Genomic DNA, 12,257 nt, shown 5'->3' on the forward strand with positions numbered 1-12,257 from the left:
TGGAGGGGGCGTGAGCTTGCCGGCGCGGGATCACTCCAAGCGGGAGGGCGAGGGCGGCGCTTGCCGGGTGAGCCTGGTGGCCACGGTGCGCGACGAGGAAGCGACCCTGTCCGAATGGTGGGACAGCATCCTGGCCCAGTCGCGTCTTCCGGACGAGGTGGTGGTGGTCGACGGCGGTTCCCGCGACGGCACATTGGAGGCGTTGAGGTCGCTCGCGCGGGAGGCCCCTTTTCCCGTGCGGCTGGAGGTGCTGCCGGGGAGCAACATCGCCCGGGGGCGCAACCGCGCCGTCTCCCTGGCGGGCGGCGACGTCATCGCCGTGAGCGACGCGGGATGCGTGCTCCACCCTCGCTGGCTGGAGAACCTCCTGGCGCCCATGGAAGCGGATCCCGGCGTGGAGCTGGTTGCCGGTTTTTACCAGCCGCTGGCGCGCGGTTGGTTCGAGCACCTGGCCGCCTGCGCCACCCTCCCGCTTCCCTGGGAGGTGAGGGAAGCTCGCTTCATGCCCTCCTCCCGCTCCCTCGCTTTCCGGCGCGAGGTGTGGGAGAAGGTGGGCGGGTACCCGGAATGGCTGCCCATAGGGGAGGACATGTACTTCAACCATTGCTGGAAAAGGCTGGGAATAAGGCACAGGCTCAACAAGGAGGCCCTGGTGTGGTGGAGGATGCGGCCCGACCTCCTCTCCCTGCTGCGCCAGTATTTCCTCTATGCGCGGGGGGACGGCGAGGCGGGCATGTACCCGCAGCGGCACGCCGTGCGCTTCCTGGCCTACGGCTGGCTGGCCTGCGTGGCGGCGACGGAGCGGGGACGTCGCCTGCGCGTGCCCACGGCCGCGGCGGCGGCGCTCTACGTGGGCCGGCGCTGGCTGCGCGTCCCCTTCCACATGAGGGGAAGGGGGGCGCTCGAGGGCGCCGCGGCCTTTTTCGCCCTGCCGGCGCTCCTCTTCCTCATCGACGCGGCGAAGATGGCGGGTTACCTCGCGGGCCTGCGGAGCAGGGCGGGGAGGGTCCGGCAATGAAGGTGGCCCCGGTGATCGTCAATTACAACACACGCGACGACCTGCGCCGCTGCCTTCTCTCCCTGGAGGAAAAGCTGGGCAGGCTGCCCGCGGTGGTGGTGGACAACGGCTCCACGGACGGGAGCCGGGAGATGGTGAGGGAAGAGTTCCCCTGGGTGAGACTGGCGGAGAACCCCGGCAATCCCGGCTACGCCTCCGCCTGCAACCTGGGCGTCAGGACGGCGCGGGAACCCTACGTCTTCATCCTCAACAGCGACGTGGAGTTCATACAGGGGGGGCTTGAGGAGGTCGTCTCCTACCTGGACGAGCATCCCGGGGTGGCGGCGCTGGGGCCGCTCGTGCTCAACGGCGACGGCAGCTTCCAGATGTCATGCCGCCGCTTCCCCTCCATGCTGGAGAACGTGGTGCACGGTTTCCTGGGGGAGCTGTGGCCGGACAACCCGTTTACCAGGTCCTACCAGATGAAGGACCTGGCCCGGGAGGAACCCTGCGAGGTGGACTGGGTCTCCGGCGCGGCCATGCTCCTGCGCCGGGAGGCGGCGCTCGACGTGGGGGGGTTCGACGAGGCTTATTTCATGTACGTGGAGGACGTGGACCTCTGCTGGCGCTTGCGCCGGGCCGGCTATAGCGTGGTCTTCCACCCCGCCTTCCGCCTGGTGCACCATATCGGCCGCACCAGCTCCCAGCAGTCCACGCGCATGCTTTTCGAGCACCATCGCAGCATGTTCATCTTCTTCCGCCGCCGCTACCCGGGGTGGAGGGGACGCTTGCTCGCCCCGGTGGTGCTCACCGGGCTCGCGGCGAGGTTCCTGCTCACCCTGGCCGTGGGACGCGCACGCCGGAGGAGCGGGCGCGGGTGAGCGCCGGAAAAGGGCGGCCGGGAAGGGCAGGGCGAAGGGAAGAAGAAGGGATTGGGGGCGACCGGGAAAGGGGGGCCGGAAAAGGAGGGGGAGCGCGCGGGGCGCGGGGAAAGGTCGAGGGAAAGGTCAGGGGAAGGTAGAGGGGAAGGGCGAGGACGGGGGTAAGGAATAGGGCAAGGAAGAGGAAAGAAAAAGGGAGGCCACATGGCCGAACGGGCTCTGATCACCGGGGCTGACGGCTTCGTCGGCCGGCACCTGGCAGCCCACCTGCGCGAGCAGGGGGTGGAGGTGCTGGGGCTCGGACTGCATCCGCCCCAAGACCCCTCGGCATGGGAGCGCTGCCGCTACGAGGTCTGTGACGTCCTCGACCGCGATACGCTCCTCCGCCGCGTGGGCGAGTTCATGCCGCATTACGTCTTTCACCTGGCGGCGCAGAGTTCGGTGCGCCGCTCCTGGGAGGAGCCGCGGCTCACCTACGAGATCGCGCTGCAGGGACAGGACAACGTCTTCGGCGCCTTGCGTGAATGCGGCCTGGACGCCGTGGTGCACGTCGCCTGCTCGGCGGAGGAATACGGGCACGTGGAGGAGGACGAGCTGCCCCTCACGGAGGAGCACCCGCTGCGGCCGGCCAGCCCCTATGCCCTGAGCAAGGTGATGCAGGAGTTCCACGCCTCCTTCTGCCACCGCGTTTACGGCACGCGAGTGGTCGTCACGCGCGCCTTCAACATCATAGGCCCCGGCCAGTCGCCGGAGTTCGTGGCCTCGGACTTCGCGCGGCAGATCGCGGAGGCGGAAGTCGGCAGGAGGGAGCCTGTCATAAGGGTGGGGAACCTGGAGGCCAGGAGGGATTTCTCGGACGTGCGGGATCTCGCGGGCGTCTTCTGGTTGCTGGTGAGGAAGGGCGCGCCCGGCGGGGTGTACAACGTGTGCAGCGGCAGCGACCGCGCCATCCACGAGATACTCGACATCCTCCTCTCCCTGGGAAAGATCCCCATAAAGGTGGAAGTCGACCCGGGAAAGCTGCGGCCGGCCGACATCCCCGTGCTGAGGGGGGACAACCGCAGGCTCAGGGAGGCGACGGGCTGGTCGCCGTCCATTCCCCTCGAGCGCACCCTCGAGGACCTCCTGCGATGGTGGCGGGACGAGGTCGCGAGGGGAGCATGAAGCGTGGCCGTCGCGGCGGCGAGGTCCTCATCGCATGGAGGAGGTGGAGCGCGAGCCCGATGAGGGCGCAGCGGCGCGGGGGAGAAGGTCACCGGGGGCTGCAGGGCAACAACGGCCTCCACGGCGGCGAGGAGGCCGGCATGAAGGCGCCGTTTCGCGCGGGGGTTTTTAGGGATGTTGTATCGCCCTGTAGGCGCCTTCCGGCTTGAAAAGGGTTGGGAGGCCACCCTATCATCCCGGCATGGCAAGCAAATTCGACACAAGGAGAAGAGTGATCTCCCGCACGTTCGGTCCAGGAACCATGGTACGACGCCTGACCGTGGCACGACGCCTGGTCGAGGAAGCGAAAGGGTGGAGTTTGATTAACCGCCCGTTCTTTCTATATATTGCTCTATGTCGCCACGTTGCCCGCGCCCTTCCTGCCGGGCCGACGCGGCAGCGGGGGTGAAAAGGGCGGCGCGCGGAGCGGAGGCCGGAGGGGATTGCGCGCGGAGCGGAGGCCGGAAGCGCGTCGCACGGCGGAGCGCGCCGGAGCGGTTTCCGGCCCTCGGGCGGCGATACGGCGGCGGGAGGCGGCATCACGGGAAGAACGCCCCGGGCGTGTTGTGGAGTTGCCGAAGGGGCCGCGACGAGGAGGCGTCTTCGGAACCGGGAGAACATCCCCTTGGGCGGCTCCCGTGGGAAGCGGAGGTGGAAGATGCAGGCGGTGATCCTGGTGGGAGGACAGGGGACGCGGTTGCGCCCCCTCACACTGACCACGCCCAAGCCCATGATGCCCCTGGTCAACAGGCCTTTCCTCGAGTTCCAGGTGGAACTGTGCCTGCGTCACGGCGTGCGTGAGATCATCCTCTCCACCTCCTACCTCCCGGAGGTTTTCCGTTCCTATTTCGGGGACGGGAGTCACCTGGGGGCCAGGATGATCTACGTCACCGAGGAGGAGCCGCTGGACACCTGCGGGGCGGTGAAGAACGTGGAAGATCACATCCAGGGCACCTTCCTGGTCTTCAACGGGGACGTGCTCTGCGACGTCGATCTCACCACCCTCGTGGCCTACCATCGCGAGAAGGGCGGGAAGGCCACCCTCTACCTCACGCGCGTGGAGGACCCCACCGCTTACGGGCTGGTCCCCCTGGACCGGCAGGGCAGGATCCTCGAGTTCCTGGAGAAGCCGAGCTGGGACCAGGTGACCACCGACCTGGTCAACGCCGGCGCCTACGTGCTCGAGCCGGAGCTCTTGCAGCTGGTGCCCGCCGGTGAGCCCTATTCCTTCGAGCGGCAGTTCTTTCCGCGGTTGCTGGCGGACGGGGTCCCCATGTACGGTTTTCCCAGCGACGCCTACTGGATGGACATCGGGACGCCCGCCAAGTACCTGCAGGCGCACTACGACATCATGCGGCGTCGCCTGCCGTTCGCCTTCGAGGGCGAAGAGATAAAGCCCTCGGTGTGGGTGGGTGAGGGGGTGGAGATCGACCCCCGGGCCTCCGTGTTCGGCCCCTGCGTCATCGGCCCCGGCTGCCGCGTCGCGCCGCACGCCCTCGTCTCCAGCGATTGCGTTCTCGGCCCGGGTTGCGTGGTAGGCGAGGGCGCCCACCTGGAGGGGGCGGTATTGCACGAGGGCTGCGTGGTGGGCGCGGAGAGCGTGCTGCGCGGCTGCGTCCTCTCCCGGGGGGTACGCGTCGGGGAGAGGGTGCACGTCAGCGACGGCGCGGTCATAGGCGGGGAGGTCGTGGTCGGGGACGATAACGAGCTCAGGTGTGGTATAAGGGTATGGCCGGGAGCGGTGCTCCCCCCGCACACCCTCAGGTTCCAGTCGTGAGCGGGATGCGGCTCCGTCACATGTTCGGGAAGGCACAGGGGAGGCGCAGGGGAGGCACGTAAGAGAGGCACGTGGAAGAAGGAGGAAGAGACTTGCGTATCCTTATCACGGGAATAACGGGTTTCGTGGGGAGCCACCTCACGGAGTACGCCCTCTCGCGCGGGGACGTGGAGGTGTTCGGCACGGTGCGCTGGCGGTCGCGCATGGAGAACATCGAGCACCTCGCGGACCGCGTGCGCCTCGTCGAGTGTGACCTGCGCGACGCCGCGGCGGTGCGCAGCGCCCTCGCCGAGGTGAGGCCGGATTACATATTCCACCTCGCGGCGCAGAGCTACGTGCCGACCTCGTGGAAAGCCCCGGCGGAAACCCTCACCACCAACATCATCTCGCAGCTGAACGTCATGGAGGCCATGCGGGACCTCGGGCTGCAGGCCCGCCTGCACGTGGCGGGCTCCAGCGAGGAATACGGGCTGGTCTTCGAGCACGAGACCCCCATAACGGAGGAGAACCCCCTGCGGCCCCTGTCGCCTTACGCGGTGAGCAAGGTGGCCCAGGACATGCTGGCCTTCCAGTACCACCGCAGCTACGGGTTGGACGTGGTGCGCACGCGCGCCTTCAACCACGAGGGCCCGCGCCGCGGCCACGTCTTCGTGACCAGCAACTTCGCCAGGCAGATCGCCGAGATCGAGAAAGGCGTCAAGCCGCCCGTGATCGAGGTGGGCAACCTCAACGCCCGCCGCGATTTCACCGACGTGCGGGACATGGTCAGGGCCTACTGGCTCTCGCTGGAGAAGGGGCAGGCGGGAGAGGTCTACAACATAGGGTCGGGGAAGGTCTATTCCATCCGGGAGGTGCTGGACCTGCTCCTCTCCTACACGGAGCGGGAGATCGAGGTGCGGCCGGTACCGGAGCGCATGCGCCCCTCGGACGTGGAGCTCCTCGTCTGCGACTGCAGTAAGTTCCGCGCCGCGACGGGGTGGAAACCCGAGATCCCTTTCGAGAAGACCCTGCGGGACACCCTCGATTACTGGAGGGAGCGCGTGTGAGGCGTGGAACGAAGAAGGCATTTGGAAAATAATGCCATAGAAGGAAAGTGATGGGCCAAGAAGTCACGGGAGGAGATGACATGGAGCACCACATCGCCGACCCCGGCCTGGCCGAGGAAGGACGGCTGAGGATAGAGTGGGCGGAGCGGGACATGCCCGTCCTGCGCCTCATCCGGGAGCGTTTCCGGCGCGAGAAGCCCCTGGAGGGGATGCGCGTGGGGGCCTGCCTGCACGTGACCACGGAGACGGCCAACCTGATGATAACCCTCAAGGCGGGTGGGGCGGAGGTGGCCCTCTGCGCCTCCAACCCGCTTTCCACCCAGGACGACGTGGCCGCCTCCCTGGTTACGCACCACGGCATCCCCGTCTTCGCCGTGCGGGGCGAGGACAAGGACACCTATTACTCCCACATCAACGCGGTGCTGGACACGCGCCCCCAGGTGACCATGGACGACGGCGCCGACCTCATCTCCACCCTGCACGCGGAGAGGAAGGAACAGGCGCGCGAGGTGTGGGCGGGGGCCGAGGAGACCACAACAGGCGTCATCCGCCTGCGCGCCATGGCGGAGGCGGGGGTGCTCCTCTACCCGGTCATCGCGGTGAACAACGCCATGACCAAGCACCTCTTCGACAACCGCTTCGGGACCGGGCAGTCCACCCTGGACGGCATCCTGCGGGCCACCAACGTGCTGCTGGCGGGGAGAAGGGTGGCCGTTTTCGGCTACGGGATGTGCGGCAGGGGAGTGGCCTCCCGCGCCCGCGGCATGGGCGCCCACGTCACGGTGGTGGAAACCGATCCCCTGCGCGCGCTGGAGGCGGTGATGGAGGGGTTCCACGTGGGCACCTCCATGGAGGCCGCCTCCGCCTGCGACCTCTTCGTCACCGTCACCGGGGACATCCACGTGCTGCGCCGGGAGCATTTCGAGGCGCTGCGCGACGGCGCCATCCTGGCCAACTCCGGCCACTTCAACGTGGAGATCGACATCCCCGCCCTGGAGGAGATGGCGGTGTCGCGGCGCCGCGTGCGGGAGAACGTGGAGGAGTTCGTGCTGCAGGACGGCAGGCGCGTCTACCTGCTGGCGGAGGGGAGGCTGGTGAACCTGGCGGCCGCGGAGGGGCACCCCGCCTCCGTCATGGACATGTCCTTCGCCAACCAGGCCCTTTGCGTGGAATACGTGAAGGGGGCCCACGCCGACCTGGACAGGGTGGTGTACGACGTGCCCGAGGAGCTGGACCGGGAGATAGCCCGCCTCAAGCTGGCCTCCATGGGCATCGAGATAGATACCCTCACCCCGGAGCAGGAGGAGTACCTGACCTCCTGGGAGATGGGGACGTGATGTAGCCTGATTGGTAGAACATGGTAACGGTCATGGCGGCGGCCATGCTGATGGCCCCCGCGGGGCTCCCGCCGCTCCCGGGTTCGGCGGCATGGCTCATCCGCGCGGGAGACGAGGCGTTGAACGCGCGGTAGCGGGGAGGGCCGGGAAGGCCGCCGCGGCCGGAAAAGAGTTACGACGGGGGCGCGGGGAGATGGCGGAGTTACGCGCGGTGGACTGGCGGGACGGCAGGGTGGTCATCCTGGACCAGACGTTGCTTCCCGGCGAGGAAAGCTACCTCGAGATCGCGGACTGGCGGGAGGTCGCGGAGGCCATCCGGAGCATGAGGGTGCGCGGGGCTCCCGCCATCGGCATCGCGGCGGCGTTCGGGCTCGCCCTCGCCGCCGCCGCGGGCGGTCGACGTATGATGGAGGAGGCCGCGCGGGAGCTGGCGGCGACGCGCCCCACCGCCGTCAACCTCACCTGGGCCCTGGAGAGGGTGCGCGGCGCGGCCCTCGCCGCGGGGGAGGGCGGCGTGTACGAGCGCGCCCTCGCGGAGGCGGAGGCCATCGCCCGGGAGCAGGACGAGGCGGACCGCGCCATAGGGGAACTGGGGGCGGAGCTCCTGCCCGACGGATGTCGCGTCCTCACCCACTGCAACGCGGGGGGGCTCGCCACCTACTCATACGGCACCGCCCTGGGGGTCATCAAGACGGGGCACAGGCGGGGCAAGGTCCGTTTCGTGTGGGTGGACGAGACGAGGCCCCTGCTGCAGGGGGCGCGCCTCACGGCGTGGGAGCTGCGGCGGGAGGGCATAGACATGGCCGTGATATGCGACAACATGGCGGGACACCTCATGGCGCGCGGCGAGGTGGACGTGGTGGTCACGGGGGCCGACCGCGTGGCCGCCAACGGGGACACGGCGAACAAGATAGGGACCTACACCCTGGCCGTGCTCGCACGCCGCCACGGGCTGCCCTTCTATATCGCAGCTCCCTTGTCGACCCTGGACCTGGGCGTGCCCGACGGCTCCGCCATCCCCATCGAGGAGAGAGACCCCCGCGAGGTGACCGAGCTTTGCGGCGTGCGGGTCGCGCCGGAGGGGGTGGCGGCGCGCAACTTCGCCTTTGACGTCACCCCCGCCGAGCTGATAGCGGCGGTGATCACCGAGAAAAAGGTAGCCCGTCCGCCCTACGGGAAGAGCCTCCGGGAGCTCTTCTCGTAGGGCTCCGGTTGAGGATATTGCACGGGATCCGGGCAGGGGAGGTCGGCGTGTTATGAAAGAGGGAGAACCCGCCAGCGAAAGAGCGAAGGGCTTGAAGGGCGGGAACCGGGCAGGGGAGGTCTACGCATCATGAAAGCGATGATACTTGCGGCCGGGCTGGGGACGCGCCTGCGCCCCCTGACGGAGGAGATCTCCAAGCCCATGGTGCCCATCGTCAACCGCCCGGTCATGGAACATATCGTGGAACTCCTGGAGCGCCACGGTTTTCGCGAGATCTACGTGAACATCCACTATTACAGGGAGGTCATCAAGGAGTATTTCGGGGACGGGAGCAGGTGGGGGGTTTCCATAACCTACTCCGAGGAGGAGGAGCTCCTGGGCACAGCCGGCGGGGTCAAGAAGCTGGAGAATGAGCTGGGGGGCGATACCTTCCTGGTCATCAGCGGCGACGCGCTGACCGACCTGGACCTGACCGCCCTGTGGGAGTTCCACCGCGGGCACGGGGGGTTGGCCACCCTGGTGCTCACCCCCGTGGAAGATCCTTCCAAGTACGGCGTGGTCCTCACCGACGGGGAAGCGCGCGTCGTCGGCTTCCAGGAGAAGCCGCCGCGCGCCGAGGCGCGCAGCAACGTGGCCAACAGCGGCATCTACGTCTTCGAGCCCGGGGTGCTGGACATGATACCGGCGGGCGAGTTCTACGACTTCGGCTCGCAGCTCTTCCCGCGTTTTCTCGCCGAGGGCGTGCCCTTCTACGGGTATACGCACGGGGATTACTGGAACGACGTGGGGAGCATCGAGGAATACAAGCGAGGGAATTTCGACGCCCTCACCGGCAAAGTCAAGGTGCACATCCCCGGCGTGCACATCGGCGAGGACGTGTGGATAGGGGACGAGACGGTCATCGAGGAGGGCGTGGTCATGGTGGGCCCCGTGTGCATCGGCTCGCACTGCCGGGTGAAGAAGGGCGCGCGCCTCTTCGGGCCCCTGATCGTCGGCGACCGCACGACGATAGACGAGGGCGCGATGCTCTACCGCGGCATCAAGTGGGGGGACGGGTATATCGGCAAGGACGCCCACCTCATGGACTCCATAGTGGGGTGGGAGGCGGAGATAGGCGACCGGGCGACCCTCCTGGCGGACACGGTGATCGGGCACCGCAGCGTCATCGGGGAGGGGACCGTCGTCCACCCCGGCGTGAGCATCGTGCCGGGCACCGTCCTGGAAAAGGAGCTCCACTTCAGGGGGGAAGAAAACACGGAATAACCACGCCCGCCTCCCGGATCCCGGCACGCCCGGTGGCCACCCGCCCCCGCATCCTCGGGCCCAACCAGCGTGCGCGGTCAACGGGCCACGGGCACCGCGCCCGCGGTAGGCCGCATGGCGGTCACCCCCGCACGAGCCGCGTGCATACCCTCGGACCTGGTCCCGATGATGCGGTGTTGCCATGGCATCCGGTCACGCCACGCGCAGGCCTCATGCGTGCCCTCGGGCCACGCTCTCGCTCCCGTGAAAGCGGGATCATCATCGTTTCCGTGGGGAACCTCTCCTCCGGCGGCGTTCTCGCGACGGCCGCAAGGGTATTGACATATTATCTAACTTATATAATATATATAATATGTTAGGACGGGGATCGCTTACGGAGCTGCTCTTCCCCACCCGCTGCGCGGGGTGTGGGAGGTACGAGGGCAGGCAGCTCTGCGCCTCCTGTCTCTCCTCCCTCCCCCTCATCCGGGGCCCGGTGTGCCTCCGTTGCGGCAAGCCCACCCTCCACGAGGTGGAGTGGTGCCTGCTCTGCCGCGGAAGGGTAAGGCACCTCGACTCGACATGCGCGCTTGCGAAATATGAGGAACCCCTGCGCTCCATCATCCACAAGCTCAAGTACGGCAACGGATGGAGGCTGGCCAGGCCGCTGGGTTTCATGGCGGCCGCCAGGCTGGCCCCGCTGCTTTCGGACGGAGAACCCATGGTGACCTTCGTCCCCATGCACGCGCGCAAGCGCCGCGCCAAGGGGTACGACCACGCGGAGGTGCTGGGCAGGGCGGTTGCGGCGGCTCTGGGCCTGCCCTTCGCCGCTCTCCTGGAGAGGAGCCGGGCCACCTCGCCCCAGGCGTCGCTGGATCACCGCAGGAGGAAGGGAAACGTGAGGGGCGCTTTCCGGGTCTCGCGGGGGCTGGAGGGCGGCGGTGAGGTGGTGATCGTGGACGACGTGATGACCACGGGATGCACCCTCGCCGAGTGCGCCAGGATGCTCAAGAGGGCGGGGGCCGGGAGGGTGATCGCGTGCGTGCTCGCGCGCGACCTCGTACACTCCCTTTCGTAAAAACAGCGGGCGAAGTTGCCGATAAGTATATGTGAGAACGCGAAGGAGGGGAGCGAGATGCGCATATCGGACGGGGAGATAGAGAAGTCGCTCCGCCTCCTCTCCCAGCCTCCCCTCGCGCGCGGAAGGGGGGCCGCCGTGGACCGGCGGCTGCAAAGCCTCGTCCTCGACCGCATGCGGCTCGTTCCCGAGGTGAGGGCGGAGCTGGTGCGCCCCCTGAGGGAAGCCGTGGAGGAGAACCGCTACCTGGTCAGCGGCGAGAAGGTGGCCCACATGATGCTGGGCCGCCTGGTGGCTGATTCCCTGCGCTGATGCCATCTTGGCACCCGCTGTCTGTCGTCGGGGATACGCATTATAATGTATACATGGAAGGCTTCGACCCGGGTCTGTGGTTGAAAGTCGATGCCAGCCGCAGGCGAAACGACCCACGTAAGCCAACTATTGGTTGGTGAGCATGGTGCGGCTTAGGGGTAAGACCTGCCCGGTGGCGGAACCGGAGAAGCGTAGTAGTGGCGGACGCGGAGAGGTCCTACGCGGTATCCCGTTCGCTGCGAGCCGCTCAGCAGGCGAGTGTGGGGGCAAAGACCAGGTCAGCCGGGCCTCGAGGCCTTCCTCTTTAGGCGGGGGATGAGCGGTGGGGGTGCAAGGCGGCCGCGCGCCGCGCCGGTTGGCATCGGAAAGGACATATGTTAGTCTTATGCGCATTGGCGGAGAGGCCGCGCGGGGCTCGCCCGGCGTCCCTCCGTCGCGTGACAGGAAGTAAAGCCAGCCCATACCGTCCGCATGAGGGGTATGGGCGTTTTCGCGAGGGAGAAGGGAGCTGACGCGATGCAGGTGATCGTCAAGGGAAAGAACCTCGAGGTGACGGAAGCGTTGCGCGAGTACGCCCTGGAGAAGGTGGGACGGGTCGGCAAGTACCTCGACCGCATCATCAAGACCGAGATAGAGATGAGCGTGGAAAAGAACCCCAAGATACAGGAGAGCCAGGTGGTGGAGGTGACCATCTTCTCCAGCGGGCCGGTCATCCGCGCCAAGGAGTCGGCGAGCGACATGTACCAGGCCATAGACCTGGTGTGCAACAAGCTGGAGCGCCAGGCGCGCAAGGTGAAGAAGAAGCTCATCGACCGCTCCCACCACGCCCGCAACCCCTTCAAGGAACCCTCCGGAGCCCCGGAGGAGGGTGAGGAGAGGGAGCCCGTCATCGTCAAGACGAAGAGCTTCCCGTTGAAGCCGATGACGCCCGAGGAGGCCTGCCTGCAGATGGAGCTGGTGGGACACGACTTCTTCGTTTTCATAAACAGCGACACGGAGGAGACCAACGTCGTTTATAGAAGAAAAGATGGGAACTACGGTTTGATCGAGCCCGGAGGGTGAGCGTGCGCAAGCTGGTGGAGCTCTTGCGCCAGGTCCTGGACTACGTTGTGCGGAGGGGAGCATCCATGCGCCTCTGAGGGGAGGGCTCCGCGGCGGCGCAGGGTGCCGCGGGCATGCA

The 12,257-nt window shown here is 67.4% G+C and carries 11 protein-coding genes; all 11 read left to right on the top strand.

Translation table 11 applies throughout. From position 1 onward, the window contains the following. The first annotated feature begins 10 nt into the window (after window positions 1-10). A complete protein-coding gene (locus H5T73_09995; GenBank protein MBC7248097.1) occupies window positions 11-1,018 on the top strand; it encodes a glycosyltransferase in 1,008 nt (335 codons plus the stop codon). After that, on the top strand, window positions 1,015-1,878 hold the full coding sequence (locus tag H5T73_10000) for a glycosyltransferase family 2 protein (protein ID MBC7248098.1): 864 nt from the start codon (window positions 1,015-1,017) through the stop codon (window positions 1,876-1,878). Before H5T73_09995 ends, H5T73_10000 begins: the two co-directional genes overlap by 4 nt. Window positions 1,879-2,082: 204 nt before the next feature. Continuing rightward, entirely contained in the window at window positions 2,083-3,042 is a 960-nt protein-coding gene (locus H5T73_10005) for a GDP-mannose 4,6-dehydratase (protein MBC7248099.1), read from the top strand. Window positions 3,043-3,739: 697 nt separating this feature from the next. After that, window positions 3,740-4,858, top strand: a complete 1,119-nt coding sequence (locus H5T73_10010; GenBank protein ID MBC7248100.1) for an NDP-sugar synthase — start codon at window positions 3,740-3,742, stop codon at window positions 4,856-4,858. A 92-nt stretch (window positions 4,859-4,950) separates the two neighbouring features. Beyond that, window positions 4,951-5,904, top strand: a complete 954-nt coding sequence (locus H5T73_10015; protein ID MBC7248101.1) for a GDP-mannose 4,6-dehydratase — start codon at window positions 4,951-4,953, stop codon at window positions 5,902-5,904. Window positions 5,905-5,984: 80 nt separating this feature from the next. After that, window positions 5,985-7,241 carry an adenosylhomocysteinase gene (locus tag H5T73_10020; protein MBC7248102.1) on the top strand — a complete coding sequence of 419 codons (1,257 nt, stop codon included), beginning with the start codon at window positions 5,985-5,987 and terminating at the stop codon, window positions 7,239-7,241. A 193-nt stretch (window positions 7,242-7,434) separates the two neighbouring features. Further along, window positions 7,435-8,445 (top strand): S-methyl-5-thioribose-1-phosphate isomerase, encoded by a 1,011-nt coding sequence (gene mtnA / locus H5T73_10025; GenBank protein ID MBC7248103.1) that lies wholly within the window; start codon window positions 7,435-7,437, stop codon window positions 8,443-8,445. Between the two features lie 129 nt (window positions 8,446-8,574). Next, window positions 8,575-9,708: an NDP-sugar synthase gene (locus H5T73_10030; protein ID MBC7248104.1), complete on the top strand. Its 1,134-nt coding sequence runs from the start codon at window positions 8,575-8,577 to the stop codon at window positions 9,706-9,708. 352 nt (window positions 9,709-10,060) lie between these two features. Beyond that, the gene (locus H5T73_10035) at window positions 10,061-10,765 is read left to right on the top strand and encodes a ComF family protein (GenBank protein MBC7248105.1); all 705 of its coding nucleotides are present in this window, start codon (window positions 10,061-10,063) and stop codon (window positions 10,763-10,765) included. Between the two features lie 57 nt (window positions 10,766-10,822). Further along, window positions 10,823-11,077, top strand: coding sequence for a flagellar biosynthesis anti-sigma factor FlgM (locus tag H5T73_10040; protein MBC7248106.1), 255 nt, complete (start codon window positions 10,823-10,825; stop codon window positions 11,075-11,077). Window positions 11,078-11,593: 516 nt separating this feature from the next. After that, the gene (gene raiA, locus H5T73_10045) at window positions 11,594-12,139 is read left to right on the top strand and encodes a ribosome-associated translation inhibitor RaiA (GenBank protein MBC7248107.1); all 546 of its coding nucleotides are present in this window, start codon (window positions 11,594-11,596) and stop codon (window positions 12,137-12,139) included. The last annotated feature ends 118 nt before the right edge of the window (window positions 12,140-12,257 follow it).

The organism is Actinomycetota bacterium (assembly GCA_014360655.1).
Lineage (GTDB): Bacteria > Actinomycetota > Geothermincolia > Geothermincolales > RBG-13-55-18 > JACIXC01.

Bases quoted from the DNA above. Each gene is read 5' to 3' on its own strand.
- H5T73_10035 (MBC7248105.1), top strand. From the start codon at position 10,061: ATGTTAGGACGGGGATCGCTTACGGAGCTGCTCTTCCCCACCCGCTGC.
- mtnA (MBC7248103.1), top strand. From the start codon at position 7,435: ATGGCGGAGTTACGCGCGGTGGACTGGCGGGACGGCAGGGTGGTCATC.
- raiA (MBC7248107.1), top strand. From the start codon at position 11,594: ATGCAGGTGATCGTCAAGGGAAAGAACCTCGAGGTGACGGAAGCGTTG.
- H5T73_10005 (MBC7248099.1), top strand. From the start codon at position 2,083: ATGGCCGAACGGGCTCTGATCACCGGGGCTGACGGCTTCGTCGGCCGG.
- H5T73_10030 (MBC7248104.1), top strand. From the start codon at position 8,575: ATGAAAGCGATGATACTTGCGGCCGGGCTGGGGACGCGCCTGCGCCCC.
- H5T73_10000 (MBC7248098.1), top strand. From the start codon at position 1,015: ATGAAGGTGGCCCCGGTGATCGTCAATTACAACACACGCGACGACCTG.
- H5T73_10010 (MBC7248100.1), top strand. From the start codon at position 3,740: ATGCAGGCGGTGATCCTGGTGGGAGGACAGGGGACGCGGTTGCGCCCC.
- H5T73_10020 (MBC7248102.1), top strand. From the start codon at position 5,985: ATGGAGCACCACATCGCCGACCCCGGCCTGGCCGAGGAAGGACGGCTG.
- H5T73_10040 (MBC7248106.1), top strand. From the start codon at position 10,823: ATGCGCATATCGGACGGGGAGATAGAGAAGTCGCTCCGCCTCCTCTCC.